The following is a 17,130-nucleotide window of genomic DNA, read 5'->3' as shown; positions in this document are numbered from 1 at the left end:
CGAGGCCTCGGCTTTCGGGCGGTGGCCGTGCGCGTTCCATCCTTCGCCGGTGTCCCGAGATGACGGCCTTCCAACCCGACCTCACGATCGCGTTCGCCGGAACGGCCTGCCTCGGCGCCTGGGCGTACGATCCGCATTCGGACCGCATCGCCCTCTCGCCGGTCCTGGCGCGCCTGCTCGCCGTGCCGATCGAGGATGCGCCCGCGCTGCCGCTGGCTCGGGCGCTGGCCGCGGTGGAGGCGGAAGACGCTGCCCGCTTTGAGAGCATGCTGCGGGCCGCGGGCGAGGATGGCTGCCTCTTCGAGGTGGAGATCCGCACCCGGCCACGGCTGGACGGGGCGCGCTGGCTGCGCCTCATGGGCCGGGGCGGGCACGATCCCGGGGCCGGACCGCGCGCGACCCAGGGTCTCGCCTTCGATCTGACCGAGGCGCGCCGCTCCGATGGCCCCGAAGCGAGCCGGGTTCAGCGGCAGGCCAACCGCATGGCCGACCACGCCGCCGCGATGAAGGGTCTGGTGGCCGGCCTGCGCAACCCGCCCCTGGCCCGCCTCGTCGATGAGGTTGCGGTCGAAATCGGCCACGAACTCGCCCGCTGCCTGCGGGCCGGAGCGCGTCAGGTGCATTAAGCCCCGTCGCCCCGGGCTCGTTTGCCGGCCTCGGCTTTCTCTGTGGTTGCTTCACCACTCGTCGCCACACCTCTCGACAAAAGGATGCGAGGTCGGCGCGACCGCCGTCTTTCCCGTCGGCTTCAGCCGTGTCCATCGCGACGACCTCGCCGGCCGGATGCGGCAGCTCGTCCATGTTCGCGCGACCTGCAAGAGCGTGATCCAAGCGAGCTTCGCCGCTCTCGGCCTGCTCGGCGGGCTGGCGGATACCGACGACCGGCATGCCTTCAACCGGGCGCCGCGGCATTGCCTCGTCGGTGATTATGCCACCATCGAGCGGGGGTCGGTCCTCAGGTTGCGGAGCCGGACCGCGGCCATGCTCGCCCAGACCGAGGCGGCGCCGGCCGGTTCGAGACGGCGCGGGCGGGGCGCTCGACGGCATCTCCGGTCGCATCCGCGGGATCGATGCCGTGGCGGCCAACATCGCCGCGGCCGATCCGCGGCGGTTCAGGGGTGGGCCGTCGCCTCCAGGGCGGGCGGAGGCGCTGTGCCGAAGACGAGCCCGCGCAACGCCTCGGCCGCCGCCTGAAGCGGCAGGCCGAGCGCGGCGTCGTAGGCCCGTCGCAGATCGCCGCAGGCGGCGGCCGGGGGCAAGGCCTGCCCGCGCGGGCCGGCCTCGTTCCTGCCGGAGGCGATCGGCGCCGTCCCCGCCAGCGCCCGGGTCATGATCGACCGGGCGCCGGCATCGCCCCCCTCGCCCAGCACCCGGCGGGCGAGGAACAGGTTGCCCTCCGCGCCGATCGCCGCGCAGGCTCCCGGCTGCCCCGCCGCGGCCTTGTCCATGGCCTGGGCCAGATAGGTGCCCAAAGCGACGAGGGCCTCCGGCTCGGCCCGGCTCAGGCCCGCCAGGACGGTGCGGCTCGCCAGGCGCCGCAGGCTGTCGCCGGCCTCGGCCTCGGAGGCGCCCTCCCCGTAGAGCGCGCGGTAATGGCCGGCGATGCGGTCGACGATCCAGGGCGCCTGCGCCTCGACCGGGCGCAGGAGCGGAAACGATCGGAGCAGGACGCTGCGGGCACCGTCCGGCCCGTCGACCCCGTCGAGGGTGGAATCGGGGAAGCGGTCGGCCCCGACGATGCCGGTGGCGACCCCGGCCCGCACCAGGGTGGTGGTCTCGGGGATCATCAGGTCGTCCGGCCGTACCTTGAGGGCGGCGTCGACGAAATCGGCCTCGACGCCTGCGGCGAGGTAGGCGGCCCGCTCCGGCGCGCTGTCGGCCGCGATCTCGACGCCGAAAGGGCCGATCTCGTAGGGCGCGTGGAAACCGAGCCGGGCTTCGGCAAGAACCAGACGCTCGCGCCCGCGCACGAAGGCCAGGGTGCAGGCCGAGACGCAGTAATCCGGCACATAGGTGACGAGGCCGTGCCGCGCGATCAGGGCGCCGATGGCTGCCCCCTCCTCGACGAGGCCGCCCTCGCTGGTGAGATGGATGCGCTCGACCGACCCGTGGTCGTCGAGGAGGCGGGCGAGCCGTTCGGCGGCGCCATCGGTCAACTCGCCGGAGAGCCGCACGTCGCGCCCCTGCGGGCCGAGCGCGAGGCGGGTCGCTAAAGGCTCCGGCGCGGTTGCGAGCGGGTCGGGCTCGCGGAGGGTGAGGCCGAGGCCGGCCGGGTCCACCGCCCCACGCGGGCCGGGCGCCAACTGGCCCTCGCCCAGGCCGAGCGGCGATGGCCCCGCCATCAAGGTGCAGGCCAGCAGAATCGCGACGCAGGTCGCCCCGCGCACGGCTCGCCGCGAGCCAGCCGTCATCTCACGCCCCCAAGGCATCCGTCGTCCCGATGGTCCGGGTTCTGTCGTCCCGAGAATGTCCATCGTGGAGGTGGCGAAGCAAGGCCTCTGCCAGGGCGAAAAAACGGCCGGAGGCGTCCTTTGCCGCGGGGGCCGGCCGGGTCAGAAGAATCCGTTCCGGGCAGTGCAAAAGAGGGGCGAACGCTTCCCTGCGTCGACACTTTGCCGCAGGCCGCGCGCGGCCCGGCGCGCCTCAGGGCGCCGGGCGGAGCAGCAGATAGGTGTCCATGATCCAGCCGTGACGGACGCGGGCCTCCGCGCGCACCCGGCGGATCTCCTCCGCGACATCGCCGAGCCGGCCCGCGGCGAGGATCTCGTCGGACGTGCCGAGATAGGCACCCCAGTAGATCGTCAGGTCCGGGTCGAGACCCTCGAAGCGCGGGTCGCCGTCGAGCATCACCACGGTGGCGCCGGGCCCCTCGCCGAGCCCTTCGCGCAGGCGGCGGCCCGTCGTGATCCGCACCGGCTCGCCGATGGGGTGGAGCGGGATGCGGTGCGCGGCGGCCAAGGCCTGCACGCTGGTGATGCCGGGGATCACGTCATGGGTGAAGGCGACGCACCCGCGGGCGCGCACGCGCTCCAGGATGCGCAGGGTGCTGTCATAGAGGGAAGGATCGCCCCAGACGAGGAAGGCGCCCCGCTCGTCCTCGCGCAGGTGCTCCGCGATCAGGCTCTCGTAGAGCACAGCGCGGGCAGCGTGCCAGTCGTCCACCGCCGCACCGTAATCGGTGGGTCTGCGGTCGCGCTCCGGATCGGGCGCTTCGACGAAGCGGTAGGGGCGGCCCTCGATGTAGCGGTCGCAGATCGCGCGGCGCAGGCCCAGGAGCCCGGCTTTCGCGTCACCTTTGTCGAGGGCGAAGACGGCGTCCGTCGCCTGCAGCGCCCGGATGCCCTGAACCGTCAGGTGCTCCGGGTTGCCCGTGCCGATGCCGATGACGTGGATGTGTCGCAAGTCTCAGCTTCCGGGCCGGGTGTGTCCCGGCGAAGTCCGCCCTGGTGCGGGCTTGGGATGGAAGCGGCTTCTTAACGCATTCGGCCCAAAAGGGGAGCCGTAGACGCGGGCTTCGCTCAGCCCACCAGCGCCGTCAGGCAAGTGCCGAATAAGGTGACGAAGGTCATCGTCGCCATGAACTTGATGTCTTCGATGCGCTGGCTCATCTCTCGTCTCCGTTGCGGCTCCTCTCTCGCGGCCGCCTTGATCCGTTAAATAACCCCTAACCTTGTGCAGTGGGATTGCGCGGTGCGTTTCGTCACCGTTGCTCACGCAATCCAAACGGCTCACCGACGAAACATCCTTAACGGACGTTCATCGATTGACTGTGGCGATACTGCCGATCGATCTGGGACAGGCAGAACGCGTCACCGCTCGTCGGGTTGCGTCTCCTCGGTCTCGGCTCTGCTTTGCCCTGACCCAAGCAGGCAGCGAGAAACGAAGAAGCCCCGCCGTGGTGACCACGGCGGGGCTTCCTTTCGAGGATGAGGCGTTCTGCGACTTACTTCGGAGCGGCGCTGGCGGCCGGGGCGGCGGGGGCCGGCGCGGCGCCACCCTGCTGCTCGAGCTTCTTGCGCATCTCGTCGCTGCGCTTCTCCATCTCGGCCTGGAGCTTCTTCTGCTGCTCCTCGAGCACCTTCGGATCGATGGCCGGGCCGTCGAAGGCCTTGCCGAAGCCGGCCACCGGCACCGCGAAGACCACCTCGCGCTGGGTCTGGTTCTGGACCCGGACGTTGAGCGTGGTGCCCTTCTTGAGGGCGGTCACCAACTCGTTCGAGACGCCGCCGGCCTCCGCGAAGCAGCCGTTGGGGAAGCAGACCGCGAACTTGCCGCCGGTGACTTCCTTGCCGTCGACGTCGAAGCGCATGCCCGGCGCCAGCATCAGGCCGAGCGGCAGGAGGAAGCGGACGACCTTCACCTCCTGCTTCGTGGAGGCGTTCTTCATGTCGTAGAGCGCGACCGCGAGCACCGGCTGACCGGAATCCGAGACGAAGTCACGGGTGGTGTAGCAGACGTCGGTGCCGGAATTGTTGTCCTTGCCGCAGACCTTGGTCCAGTCGGCCTGGCTCGGCTCCGACTTCACGTTGATGATCTGCGGGCCGGCATTCTGGGCCTGCTGGCCGGCAGGGGCGGCGGGCTGGGCCTGAGCGGGGGCGGGGGTCGGCGCCGGGGCGGCCGGCTTCTTCGCCTGAGCGAAGGCGGTTCCGCCCAGGCCGACGCCCAGGCCCGCCATGGCGAGGAACGCGGCCACGCGCAGCGGGCGCGCAGAAGGCTTGGCCATGGAAGACTTGGCAAGGAACATCGGCGTTATGACCCCTTCAACGAAATGGCGCGTAGACGCGTGACGCGGTGCTTCTTCGGGCGCGCCGCAGACTCGCGGGATGACGGTCCGGCCGTTCGATCCGAGGCGCGGCCGGCGGGAGCGCTGCGCCCCATCGCCGGGCGCGGCATCGGGCGCGGCACGGTTTTTCGCCCGAACGAGACGGCGGCCTGCTTCCCCGTGGAATGCGGCGAAGGCATGACGCCTGCGCCGTACACCCCTGCGCGCGCGGCCTCAAGTGATGTCGAGGCTCGGGAATCACTGTCGCGCCGGGTTCGGTCTTGGCGCTTTCGTGTCCCGGCCCCATCGGGACCGGTTGACCGGGCCTCGCTGCGGGGCGGGCCGCCTCGCCGGACAGCACCGGGGGCCGACCAGCCCGAACGCGTCGCCAAGTTCGAGGAACGCATCCCGATGAGCCGGGCGGAGCCCGACGACATCTCCGGGGCCGTCGCCTTCGTGGCGAGCAAGGACGCGCACTTCGTCACGGGGGGCAACCTGCCGGTCGATGGCGGCCGTTCGGCCTCGAACGGCCCGCGTGCCCTGATCTGACCGCTGTCAACGCCGTCGTCGCGAGTGCATGCGAAGCGATCCAGCTGCGCGCCCTTTCCGGAGGAGGCGGAGCCCTGGATCGCTTCGGCTCCGCCTCGCGATGACGACAGGGGTTCGGCGGATCAATCCAGATCGCGCAGGTGCCGCGCCGCGACCGCCGAGGCGGCGGTGCGGTTCTCGACGCCGAGTTTGGCGTAGATGCCTTCCAGGTGCTTCGTCACCGTGCGGGGGCTCAAGCCTAGGATCTCGCCGATGTCGCGGCTCGACTTGCCGCGGGAGAGCCAGAGCAGCACCTCCGCCTCGCGGCCGGTGATCGGCAGGCGCTCGCGCAGCCGTTCCAGGCCGGCGGCGGCGGGATCGCCGGAGAGCCGCAGCAGGATCTCGGGCCCGGTGCGGCCGATGAAGCTCAAGGTATGGATGCGCCGCTGCGCATCGGTGAGCGTGAGGGGCGCGGCGGCGCCGGCCAGGCATTTGGCCAGCCAGTCGCGCCCGCTCGGGGGAAGGCTCAGCGGCTCGCTCGCTCCGAGCGCGGCGAGCACCTGCGCGGCCTGCGGCGTGCACCACAGGACCGCGCCCGCGGCATCGACCGCGAACAAGGTCCGCCCGGCGGTGTCGAGCGCCGCCCGGGCGCTCTGCGCGGCCCGCGCGCTCGCGAGATGGACGCGGATGCGCGCCAAGATCTCGTCGGGGGCGATGGGCTTGGTGACGTAGTCGGTCCCGCCCGCGCCCAGGCCCTTCACGATGTGCTCGGTCTCCGACAGTCCGGTCATGAAGATGACCGGCACGTGGGCGAGATGGCCCTTGGCCTTGAGCCGGCGGCAGGTTTCGAACCCGTCCATGCCCGGCATCACCGCGTCGAGCAGGATGATGTCGGGAGTGATCTCCTCCACGAGGTCGAGGGCGAGGTCACCGCCCACCGCCACGAGCACGGTGGCGCCGGAGCGCTCGATCGCCTCGGTGAGAAAGCTGAGCGTATCGGGGGAATCATCGACGACGAGGACGATGTCGCGCCGCGTGTCAGGCATCGCGGGCCAACCCCTCCAGAACGCCGACGTAGCGGCGCATGTCGTAGGCGGTCACCAGCCCGCGCATCTGCGCGATGAAGGCGGGCGGCACGGCGGCGTCGCTCTCCAACTCTGTGAGCTTGGCCTCGATGCCGCGCACGTGGCCGATGCGGCCGAGGCGCAGCAGCGCGGCGACGTGCTCGGCCGGCACGGTTCCCCCGCGCGCCGCGCCGTCCTTCGCGGCTTCGGTCGGACGCTCGGGGCGCATGATCGGGCGGGGTTCCGGGGCGGGCCCGGGGAGCGGGCGGGCGGTACCCAGAAGCCCTGTGATCCTCTCCAGAAGATCCTGCATGTCGAACGGCTTGGCGATGATGTCGTCGTGCGGCGCGTCCGCGCCGCGTGTCGGGCTGATCTCGTGGACGTTGGCCGACATCATCGCGATCCGGGCGGTGAAGCCGGTCTCTCGCAGCGTTCGCGCCACCTCCCAGCCGCTCATGCCCGGCATGGCGATGTCGAGCAGGATCAGGGCCGGCTCGCGCGCCTTGGCCAGTGCGAGGCAGGCCGGGCCGTCCGGCGCCTCGGCGACCGTGAAGCCCAGGGGCTGCAGAATCTCGCGCATCAGCGCGCGGTGGGCGGGATCGTCGTCGGCCACGAGAACGAGGCGGCCCGGTTCTGCCAGGGAGGGCCGCGTCACCGCCGCGGGGGCCGGGATCGCGGCGGGCGCGGGGCGGCTCACCGAGGCCAGCATCAGCCGCACCCGGAAGCAGGTGCCCTCCCCGACCCGGCTCTCGACGGTGATCTCGCCGCCCATCACCTGCGACAGCAGATGCGCGATGGTGAGCCCGAGCCCGGTGCCGGGCGCCGCGCGGGCGGCGGGCATCGAGCCGCGCTCGAACGGCTCGAAGATCCGGCCGAGATCGGCCTCCGGAATGCCGAGGCCGGTGTCGCGGATCGTGAAGACGGCGACCTGCCCGCGATAGGTCATCTCCAGGGCGACCTCACCCTCGGCGGTGAACTTGATCGCGTTGGAGAGGAGATTGAGCAGGATCTGGCGCAGGCGCTTCTCGTCGGTCGCCACCACGGCCGGCAGGATCTCGGGCCGGGTGAAGCGGAACGTCAGGCCCGCGCCCTCGGCCTGGAGCCGCACCATGTCGACGATCTGGGCGAGGAAGTCGGCGAGCCGGATCTCGTTGCGGTGGGTCTGGAGCCGGCCCGCCTCCATCCGCGAGATGTCGAGCAGCCCGTCGATCAGCCCCGAGAGGTGCTGGGCGCTGCGGCGGATCACCCGGATGCCGTTGCGGCGGGGTTCCGGGATGCTGGGGTCGCCTTCCAGCAACTGCGCGTAGCCGAGCACGGCGTTGAGCGGCGTGCGCAATTCGTGGCTGATGCCGACGACGTAGCGGCTCTTGGCGAGATTGGCGGCCTCCGCCGTCTCCTTGGCCTGCTGCAGCTTGGCGTCGGTGACTTTGTGGGCGGCGATCTCGGCCTCGTAGAGGGCGGTCTGGCGCGCGGTTTCCTCCTGGGCGACGCGGCGGCTCTCCTGGGCCAGCACGAACAGCCATGCGACCACGCCGAGAATCACGATCAGGATGAAGAACAGGCTGGTGAGCGCGGCGCGCAAGGTTTCCCCGTGCTCCGGATGCGCGGCGGCGGCACCCGCGTGGACGATGACGAGGATCAGCCCGATCACCGTGATCAGGGTCAGCATCAGCGCGATGTAGCGGCCGAGCGGCGCGCCGATCCAGGCGGCGGTGCGGGCAGGCAGGACGCGGGACAGCGCGTCGTGCGCCTGCACCTCCAACCGTCCGTGCGGCTTGCACAGGTCGCCGCAGCGGGCGTCGAGCGAACAGCACAGCGAGCAGATCGGCCCGGAATAGGCCGGGCACCGGGCCATGTCCTCGGCCTCGAACGGGTGCTCGCAGACCCGGCAGGTGATCTCCGGCCGGTCCCAGGCGGTCTGCGGGTCGCGGGCGAGGTAGCGCTTGCCCCCGGTCGCCAGGGCGATGGCGGGTGCGGCGACGAAGGCGGTGGCCAGCGCCAGCATCGGCGCGAAGGGCTGGAGCGCGTCGCCGAACAGGCCGGCATGGATCAGGCAGCCGGCCAGCAGCGAGAGCACCATCGCCCCGGTGCCGACGGGGTTGATGGCGTAGAGATGCGCCCGCTTGAACTCGATGCCCGGCGGCGACAGACCGAGCGGCTTGTTGACCGCGAGATCGGCGGCGAGCGCGCCCACCCAGGCCGAGACCACGCAGGCATAGAGCGGCAGCGTGCTCGAGAGGGTCTTGTCGATGCCGAGTTCCATCAGCAGCAGCGCGATGGCGACGTTGAACACGAGCCAGACCACCCGGCCCGGATGGCTATGCGTCAGGCGCGAGAAGAAGTTCGACCACGCGATCGAGCCGGCATAGGCGTTGGTCACGTTGATCTTGAGCTGCGAGATCACCACGAACAGGCCGGTCAGCGCCAGCGCGACGCCGGGCGAGCCCGAGACGTAGCCGAAGGCGACCGCGTACATCTGCGTCGGCTCGGCGGCGCGCTCCGGCGAGACGCCGTGGCCCAGCGCCAGCACCGTGAGGAAGGCGCCGAGCAGGATCTTGAGCATCCCGGGTACGATCCAGCCGGCACCCGCCGAGAGCACCCCGACCCACCAGCGCCAATCGCCCTTCCCTTCAGGCGGCGGCATGAAGCGCAGGAAGTCGACCTGCTCGCCGACCTGGGCCAGCAGCGCCAGCAGGATGCCGGAGGCGAGCCCGAACAGGCGCAGGTCGAAGCCGGCGCCCGCGGCTTCCAGGCCGGGATAGCCGGTGAAGGCTTCGAACGGCACCGGCCCCGAGAACCAGATGCAGACGAGCGGCAGCAGGTTGAGACCGATCCAGAGCGGCTGCGTCCAGAGCTGGAACCGGCTGATGAGGCGGATGCCGTAGATCACGAGCGGGATCACCGCCCCCGCGCTGACGATGTAGCCGATCCACAGCGGCAGGCCGAAGCAGAGCTGCAGCGCCAGCGCCATGATCGCGGCTTCGATGGCGAAGAACAGGAAGGTGAAGCCGGCATAGATCAGCGACGTGATCGTCGAGCCGAGATAGCCGAAGCCCGCCCCGCGGGTGAGGAGGTCGATATCGACCCCGTAGCGCGCGGCGTAGATGGTGATCGGCGCGGCGGTGGCGAAGATGATGAGCCCGACCACGAGCACGGCGGCGAAGGTGTTGGTGAACCCCGTGGCGAGCACCAGCGTGCCGCCGATGGCTTCCAGCGCCAGGAACGAGAGCGAGCCGAGCGCCGTCTGCGCGATGCGGAAGGACGACCAGCGCCGCGCCTTCTTGGCGGTGAAGCGCAGCGCATAGTCTTCCAGCGTCTCGTCGGCGACGAGGCGGTTATAGTCCCGACGGATCGGGATGATGGACCGGGCGCTCAGGGGGCCGTCCTCACGATGGGCGGATCACCGGCTTGCAACGGATGTGCCGGCCAAGTGTCTCTCCGACTGTCCGTCACGGCGGGGCACGGACATCTCTAGCGCGCGGTGCTCACGGAATCGAGAACGGCACGCTACGGCCCGGGCTGCCGGGCGGACATACGCAAAACAGCGTATGGGTGCGCCGCATCATCACGCCTAGCCTTCCCCTCGTTCGAGCACGGCCGCCGACCGGCAGAGCCGTGCCGAGACGAGATACAGGGGTTGAGGCACGATGGCGGACGACAAGAAGGGCCTGGACTCGGCCCTGCGGCGCAAGCTTCTCATGGGTCTCGCGGGGCTTCCCGCGCTGGCGATGATGCCGCGGATGGCGTTCGCCGCCGCGCCGACCTCGGCCGTCAACACGACCGGGCTCGCGGTGACCGACAGCGAGGTCACGGTCGGCATCCTGCACTCGGCCACCGGCACCATGGCGATCTCCGAGACCGGCTCGATCCAGGCGGAAAAACTCGCCATCGCCCAGATCAACGAGATGGGCGGCGTGCTCGGTCGCAAGATCAAGGTGATCCAGGAGGACGGCGCCTCCGATTGGCCGACCTTTGCCGAGAAGGCCAAGAAGCTCCTCGTCAACGACCATTGCGCCGCGGTGATGGGCTGCTGGACCTCCGCCTCGCGCAAGGCCGCCCTACCGGTCTTCGAGCAGTATAACGGCCTGCTCTATTACCCGACCTTCTACGAGGGCCTGGAGCAGTCCAAGAACGTGATCTACACCGGCCAGGAGGCGACGCAGCAGATCCTCGCCTCGCTCGACTGGGTCGCCAAGGAGAAGGGCGCCAAGTCGTTCTTCATGGTCGGTTCCGATTACATCTGGCCGCGCACCTCCAACAAGATCGCCCGCAAGCATATCGAGAACGTGCTCAAGGGCACGGTCGCCGGCGAGGAGTACTTCCCGCTCGGTCACACGCAGTTCAATTCGGTTATCAACAAAATCAAGCTCAAGAAGCCGGACGTGATCTTCGCCGACGTGGTCGGCGGCTCGAACGTGGCGTTCTACAAGCAGCTCAAGGCGGCGGGCATCGACCTCAACAAGCAGACCCTGCTGACGATCTCGGTCACCGAGGACGAGATCGACGGAATCGGCGGCGACAACATCGCCGGCGCCTATTCCTGCATGAAGTACTTCCAGTCGCTGAAGAACCCGAACAACGAGAAGTTCGTCGCCGCCTTCAAGAAGATGTGGGGCGACAAGATCGTCATCGGCGACGTGACCCAGGCCGCCTATCTCGGCCCGTTCCTGTGGAAGATGGCCGTGGAGAAGGCCGGCTCCTTCGATGTCGACAAGGTCGCCGCGGCGTCCGCGGACATTGAGTTCAAGGAGGCACCGGAAGGCTACGTGAAGGTCCACCCGAACCATCACCTGTGGTCGAAGACCCGCGTCGCCAAGGCCCTGCCGAGCGGCCAGTTCGAGGTGGTCTACGAGAGCCCGGAGCTGATCGAGCCGAACCCCTTCCCGAAGGGCTACCAATAGTCGCGGGCGCTCCGGTCCCCTCCCCTGCGGGAGGGGACATCCGCGACATGACGGGCGTGGCCCGACACTTGCTGCGCTCTCCCAGGAAATTCCGCCGGAGTCACAAACCATGTTCGGCGACTATTCGCTCGCAGACCTCAGCTCAATCTTTGTGATGCAGGGCTTCGCAGGTCTGATCCTGTTTTCCGTCTACGTGCTGATGGCTCTGGGCCTGGCGATCATCTTCGGCCAGATGGGCGTCATCAACATGGCCCACGGCGAGTTCATGATCCTGGGCGCCTACGTCACCTATCTCTGCTCGACCTTCTTCCAGACCTACCTGCCCTCGCTGTTCGGCGCGTACTTCTTCGTCGCCATGGCGCTCGCCTTCCTGGCCTCGGGGGCGATGGGAATGCTGGTGGAATGGGCGCTGATCCGCCACCTCTACAAGCGCCCGCTCGACACGCTGCTCGCGACCTGGGGCCTCTCGCTGATCCTGCAGCAGGCCTACCGCACGATCTTCGGCCCGCGCGAGGTCGGCGTGGAACTGCCCTCGTGGATGATGGGCTCGATCCCCGTCACCGATTCCATCGAGGTGCAGATCAACGGCCTGTTCGTGATCGCGGTCACCACCGTCATCACCGTGGGCGTCGCGGTGCTGATGTACCGCTCGCGCTTCGGTGCGCAGATCCGCGCGGTGATGAGCAACCGCCCGATGGCGGGAGCGGTGGGCATCGATACCGAGAAGGTCGATCGCACCACCTTCGGCCTCGGCTGCGGCATCGCCGGCATTGCCGGCTCGGCCTTCACGATGATCGGCTCCACCGGGCCGACTTCGGGCCAGCTCTACATCGTCGACACCTTCCTGATCGTGGTTTTCGGCGGCGCGGCGAGCCTGCTCGGTACCATCGCCTCGGCCTTCTCGATCTCGCAGACCCAATCCACCCTCGAATTCTTCCTCTCCGGCTCGATGGCCAAGGTGCTCACCCTGCTCGCGGTGGTGGGAATCCTGATGCTGCGGCCGCAGGGCCTGTTCACCCTCAAGGTCCGTCGCTGAGGAGCGCGCCAGATGACGAGCCAAGAAAAGAGTTCTCTGCAGTCCCTGTCGAAGGCGGTCACCGTCAACGACAACCCCTTCATGAAGCCGGTCGAGTGGGTCAGCCTCGCGCTGCTGGCCGGCGTGATCCTGGTCGTCCTGCCGCTTGTGCTCGATGGCTTCCGCCTCAACCTCGTCGGCAAGTACCTCACTTACGCCTTCGTCGCGCTGGGCCTCGTCATCTGCTGGGGCTATGCCGGCATCCTCTCGCTGGGCCAGGGCGTGTTCTTCGGGCTCGGCGGCTACTGCATGGCGATGTACTTGAAGCTGGAGGCGTCCAGCGTCGAGAATACGAAGATCCAGTCGACGCCGGGCATTCCCGACTTCATGGACTGGAACCAGATCACGGAGCTTCCCTGGTTCTGGCACCCGTTCCAGAGCCTGCCGCTGACGCTGCTCCTCGTCGTCGCGGTGCCGGTGGCCTTCGCCTTCCTCATCTCGGTGGCGATGTTCAAGCGCCGCGTCGGCGGCACCTACTTCGCCATCATCACCCAGGCCATCGCCGCGATCCTGACGATCCTGATCGTCGGCCAGCAGGGCTATACCGGCGGCATCAACGGCATCACCGATCTTCGCACGCTCCATGGCTGGGACATCCGCCAGGATAGCGCGAAGTTCATCCTCTACTTCGTCAACGGCGGCCTGCTGATCGGCTGCATCCTGATGGCGCAGTACGTCAAGAAGTCGAAGCTCGGCCGCATCCTCGTCGCCATGCGCGAGAAGGAGGATCGGGTCCGGTTCTCGGGCTACTCGGTGGCGGGCTTCAAGGTCTTCGCCTTCTGCCTCGCGGCGGCCTTCGCGGCGATCGGCGGCGCGATGTTCACCCTGCAGGTCGGGTTCATGTCCCCCTCCTTCGTCGGCATCGTGCCCTCGATCGAGATGGTGATCTACGCCGCGGTCGGCGGGCGCCTCTCCCTCTTCGGCGCGGTCTGGGGAACGCTGCTGGTCAACTGGGCCAAGACGAGCTTTTCGGAATCCTTCCCCGACCTTTGGCTGTTCGGTCTCGGCGGCCTGTTCATCGCCGTGGTGCTGATCTTCCCCAACGGTCTGGCCGGCATCTGGCGCGAGCACATCGAACCCCGCCTGTTCCGGAAGGCCAAGGGCCTGGCCCCCGTGGCCAGCCCCGCCCTGCCCCACGGCACCCCGGCCGAGTGAGGAGACATCGATGAACGCGGCCCTCCTCCCCTCCTCCGCGCCGATCGGCACGCCGGCAGATGACAAAAGTTTCCTGCTGGCGGTCGAGGCGCTCACCGTCTCCTTCGACGGGTTCAAGGCGGTCAACGACGTGTCGTTCTACGTCGATCCGGACGAGATCCGGGTCATCATCGGCCCCAACGGCGCCGGCAAGACCACGGTGCTCGACCTGATCTGCGGGCGGACGAAGGCCAGCTCCGGCTCGATCAAGTACAAGGGACAGGAACTGACCAAGCTCTCCGAGAGCGCGATCGTCCAGGCCGGCGTCGGACGCAAGTTCCAGACGCCCTCGATCTACGACGACCTCACGGTGTTCGAGAATCTCGAGATCTCGTTCCCCCGCGGCCGCTCGGTGTTCGGGGCGCTGACCTTCAAGCGCGACGCCGAGGTGCGCGACCGTATCCACGAGATCGCGCAGACGATCTTCCTGAAGGATCAGCTCGACGAGCGGGCGGAGTTCCTCAGCCACGGCCAGAAGCAGTGGCTGGAGATCGGCATGCTGCTGATCCAGGACCCGGAGCTGCTGATGCTCGACGAGCCGGTGGCCGGCATGAGCGTCGGCGAGCGCATCAAGACCGCCGAACTCCTGAACCAGATCATCAAGGGCCGCTCGGTGCTCGTGATTGAGCACGACATGAAGTTCGTCGAGGACATCGCCCACCGGGTCACCGTGCTCCACCAGGGTCGTGTGCTCTCCGAAGGCTCGATGGAGCGGGTCAAGAACGACCCAAAGGTCATCGAAGTCTATCTCGGTCACTAAATTATTGTTTTTGCGTCATTTGCTTCCGAAATCCGGCGACCACCTTTCGGGATGATGCTTTAAGGGCGAACGGATCATGCTCCAGACTTCCCCCTCTTCCCTCGTGCCGCCGGTGATGCCGGGCACCCAGGCCATGCTGTCGATTTCCGACCTCCACTCGGCTTACGGCCAGAGCGAGGTGCTGCACGGCATCGACCTCGACGTCGCGCCGGGCGAGATCGTTGCCGTGATGGGCCGCAACGGCATGGGCAAGACGACGCTCATGAAGACGCTGATGGGCATCGTGCCGACCAAGTCCGGCACGATCACCGTGGACGGCACCGAGGTCACCACCCTGAAGAGCCATGCCCGCGTGGCGAACGGGCTGGCCTACGTGCCGCAGGGCCGGATGATCTTCTCCACCATGACGGTGCAGGAGAACATCGAGACGGGCCTCACCGTCACCGGCTCGCGGAAGGTGCCGCAGGACCTCTACACGATGTTCCCGGTGCTGCTGGAGATGAAGGGCCGGCGCGGCGGCAACCTGTCGGGCGGCCAGCAGCAGCAGCTCGCCATCGCTCGGGCGCTCGCCAGCAATCCGAAGGTCCTTCTTCTCGACGAGCCGACGGAGGGTATTCAACCCTCGATTATTCGCGAGATGGGGCGTACGCTGAAGAAGATTCGCGACGAGCGCGGTCTGTCGATCGTCGTCTCGGAGCAGGTCTTAAGCTTTGCCATGGATGTGGCCGACCGGGTTCTCGTGATCGAGAACGGCTCGATCGTCCACGAAAGTCTTCGCGCCGACATCGACGAGGCGCAGGTCGCCCGGTTCCTGTCGGTCTGAGCCACGCGCGCCTCCGCTCGGCGGGAGGCGCGCGCGTCAGGGAATGCCGAGTTCACCACACCCACGAGAGCGGCCGGACAAACCCCGGACACGCAACGGGAACGGCTGCCCATTTTCCCTAAGAGGAGCGGCGAAGGAAATGCCCGAGACCCTGATCAAGGTCGATCTCACGCAGTCGGCCTACGACAACGACATGGTGCACAACCGCTGGCACCCCGACATTCCGATGGTCGCGACGGTGAAGCCCGGCGACGACTTCATCGTCGAGACCTATGATTGGACCGGCGGCTTCATCAAGAACAACGATTTTGCCGACGACGTGCGCGACATCGACCTGTCGATCGTGCACTTCCTGTCCGGCCCGATCGGCGTCGAGGGCGCCGAGCCCGGCGACCTGCTCGTGGTCGATCTGCTCGACATCGGCGCCAAGCCCGAGAGCCAGTGGGGCTTCAACGGCTTCTTCTCGAAGAACAATGGCGGCGGCTTCCTCGACGAGCACTTCCCCCAGGCCCAGAAGTCGATCTGGGACTTCGAGGGCATGTTCACCAAGTCGCGCCACGTGCCCGGCGTGCGCTTCCCCGGCCTGATCCATCCCGGCCTGATCGGCTGTCTGCCCGATCCGAAGATGCTGGAGACCTGGAACACCCGCGAGAAGGCGCTCTACGACACCAATCCGAGCCGGGTGCCGGCGCTGGCCACCCTCCCCTTCGGGCCGACCGCGCATATGGGCCGGCTGAAGGGTGACGCGAAGGAACAGGCGGCGGCGACGGGTGCCCGCACGGTGCCGGGGCGCGAGCACGGCGGCAATTGCGACATCAAGGATCTGTCGCGCGGCTCGAAAATCTACTTCCCCGTCTACGTGCCCGGCGCCGGACTCTCCATGGGCGACCTGCATTTCAGCCAGGGCGACGGCGAGATCACCTTCTGCGGCGCCATCGAGATGGCGGGCTGGGTCCACCTCAAGGTGAGCCTGATCAAGGACGGCATGGCCAAGTACGGGATCAAGAACCCGATCTTCAAGCCGTCGCCGGTCACGCCGAAATACGACGATCACCTGATCTTCGAGGGGGTCTCCGTCGACGAGTACGGCAAGCAGCATTACCTCGACGTCACGGTCGCCTACCGTCAAGCCTGCCTCAACGCGATCGAGTACCTCAAAAAATTCGGATACTCGGGCGCCCAGGCCTACTCGATCCTCGGCACGGCCCCGGTCCAGGGCCACATCTCCGGCGTCGTCGATATCCCCAACGCCTGCGCCACGCTCTGGATTCCGACCGGCATCTTCGACTTCGACATCAACCCGTCCGAGGCCGGGCCGACGAAGTTCCTCGACGGCTCGATCCAGATGCCGCTCTCGCCGGATCTTTGATCATGCCGGTCTACGATTACGCCTGCGAGAGCTGCGGTCCTTTCACCGTGCTGCGCCCGATGGCGCAGTTCAAGGATCCGCATGACTGCCCGGATTGCGGCGGGGAATGCCAGCGGGCCTTCCTCACCGCCCCGCGGATCTCCGGCATGGATGCCGGCCTGAAGGCGGCCCACGCCACCAACGAGCGCAGCCGCCACGAGCCGCGGCGCTCCCGCAGCCACGGGGCCGGCTGCGGCTGCTGCTCGCCGAAGAAGACGTCCGCTGCGCCCGCGGCGGCCAAGAGCTTCCCGAACGCGCGGCCCTGGATGATCAGCCACTGATCGGACGACCGCCGCTGCGGCGGGCGCTCGACGTGCCCGCCGTTCCACCGCCGGGAGGATGGATCGAACCGAGAAACCGCTCCGAGAGGGAGCCGCCGGCCGCGACACGACAAGCGGGACGAACCCTGTGGGGAGGCCGGCGCAAAGGACGGGTTGGGGACTGACGATGCTTGAGCGAATGAGACGGAAGACGAAGAAATCAGGACGCCGCGGCGTCGGGATCGGGACGGCCGGGGCCCTGCTGGCGGCCAGCCTCACCGGGGCGACGGGCGCCCTGGCGCAGCAGCCCTCGCCGGTGGGCCAGTTCAACGATCAGACCCAGCCCCGCACCGAT

Annotated in this window: 14 protein-coding genes; 9 read left to right on the top strand and 5 right to left on the bottom strand. The window is 68.5% G+C overall.

What is annotated here, in order from left to right; translation table 11 throughout:
- Positions 1-59: 59 nt before the first annotated feature.
- Positions 60-626 (top strand): hypothetical protein, encoded by a 567-nt coding sequence (locus BY998_RS16965; RefSeq protein ID WP_110352791.1) that lies wholly within the window; start codon positions 60-62, stop codon positions 624-626.
- Between the two features lie 486 nt (positions 627-1,112).
- Here the strand turns inward: BY998_RS16965 and BY998_RS16960 are convergent, their stop codons facing one another.
- From BY998_RS16960 to BY998_RS16950, 3 genes are all read right to left on the bottom strand, one after another.
- The gene (locus BY998_RS16960; protein ID WP_110352790.1) at positions 1,113-2,411 is read right to left on the bottom strand and encodes a hypothetical protein; all 1,299 of its coding nucleotides are present in this window, start codon (positions 2,409-2,411) and stop codon (positions 1,113-1,115) included.
- Between the two features lie 232 nt (positions 2,412-2,643).
- The gene (gene cobF / locus BY998_RS16955; protein WP_110352789.1) at positions 2,644-3,402 is read right to left on the bottom strand and encodes a precorrin-6A synthase (deacetylating); all 759 of its coding nucleotides are present in this window, start codon (positions 3,400-3,402) and stop codon (positions 2,644-2,646) included.
- A gap of 541 nt (positions 3,403-3,943) precedes the next feature.
- Positions 3,944-4,744, bottom strand: coding sequence for an invasion associated locus B family protein (locus BY998_RS16950; protein ID WP_110352788.1), 801 nt, complete (start codon positions 4,742-4,744; stop codon positions 3,944-3,946).
- Between the two features lie 24 nt (positions 4,745-4,768).
- On the opposite strand from BY998_RS16950, the gene BY998_RS25180 reads away from it, so the two are divergent.
- Positions 4,769-5,311 carry an SDR family oxidoreductase gene (locus BY998_RS25180; protein ID WP_210205503.1) on the top strand — a complete coding sequence of 181 codons (543 nt, stop codon included), beginning with the start codon at positions 4,769-4,771 and terminating at the stop codon, positions 5,309-5,311.
- A 122-nt stretch (positions 5,312-5,433) separates the two neighbouring features.
- Here BY998_RS25180 and BY998_RS16940 read toward each other — a convergent pair whose 3' ends face one another.
- Positions 5,434-6,336 carry a DNA-binding response regulator gene (locus BY998_RS16940; protein ID WP_110352787.1) on the bottom strand — a complete coding sequence of 301 codons (903 nt, stop codon included), beginning with the start codon at positions 6,334-6,336 and terminating at the stop codon, positions 5,434-5,436.
- Complete coding sequence (locus BY998_RS16935; protein ID WP_110352786.1) at positions 6,329-9,544, bottom strand: ATP-binding protein; 3,216 nt, start codon at positions 9,542-9,544, stop codon at positions 6,329-6,331. Before BY998_RS16935 ends, BY998_RS16940 begins: the two co-directional genes overlap by 8 nt.
- Positions 9,545-10,001: 457 nt before the next feature.
- Between BY998_RS16935 and urtA the strand changes: the two genes are divergently transcribed.
- From urtA to BY998_RS16900, 7 genes are all read left to right on the top strand, one after another.
- Positions 10,002-11,255, top strand: coding sequence for an urea ABC transporter substrate-binding protein (gene urtA, locus BY998_RS16930; RefSeq protein WP_110352785.1), 1,254 nt, complete (start codon positions 10,002-10,004; stop codon positions 11,253-11,255).
- A gap of 109 nt (positions 11,256-11,364) precedes the next feature.
- Positions 11,365-12,291, top strand: a complete 927-nt coding sequence (gene urtB / locus BY998_RS16925) for an urea ABC transporter permease subunit UrtB (protein ID WP_110352784.1) — start codon at positions 11,365-11,367, stop codon at positions 12,289-12,291.
- A 12-nt stretch (positions 12,292-12,303) separates the two neighbouring features.
- Entirely contained in the window at positions 12,304-13,485 is a 1,182-nt protein-coding gene (gene urtC / locus BY998_RS16920; RefSeq protein ID WP_110352783.1) for an urea ABC transporter permease subunit UrtC, read from the top strand.
- 10 nt (positions 13,486-13,495) lie between these two features.
- Complete coding sequence (gene urtD, locus BY998_RS16915) at positions 13,496-14,284, top strand: urea ABC transporter ATP-binding protein UrtD (protein WP_110352782.1); 789 nt, start codon at positions 13,496-13,498, stop codon at positions 14,282-14,284.
- Positions 14,285-14,417: 133 nt separating this feature from the next.
- Positions 14,418-15,107, top strand: coding sequence for an urea ABC transporter ATP-binding subunit UrtE (gene urtE / locus BY998_RS16910; protein WP_181425545.1), 690 nt, complete (start codon positions 14,418-14,420; stop codon positions 15,105-15,107).
- A 139-nt stretch (positions 15,108-15,246) separates the two neighbouring features.
- The gene (gene fmdA / locus BY998_RS16905) at positions 15,247-16,476 is read left to right on the top strand and encodes a formamidase (RefSeq protein ID WP_110352780.1); all 1,230 of its coding nucleotides are present in this window, start codon (positions 15,247-15,249) and stop codon (positions 16,474-16,476) included.
- 2 nt (positions 16,477-16,478) lie between these two features.
- A complete protein-coding gene (locus tag BY998_RS16900; protein ID WP_110352779.1) occupies positions 16,479-16,796 on the top strand; it encodes a zinc ribbon domain-containing protein in 318 nt (105 codons plus the stop codon).
- Positions 16,797-17,130 lie beyond the last annotated feature (334 nt).

Source organism: Methylobacterium sp. B4, assembly GCF_003201865.1.
In the GTDB taxonomy this organism is placed as follows: Bacteria; Pseudomonadota; Alphaproteobacteria; order Rhizobiales; family Beijerinckiaceae; genus Methylobacterium.
The sequence above is the reverse complement of the archived record's forward strand: the minus strand, read 5'-3'. Positions and strand labels throughout refer to the sequence as shown.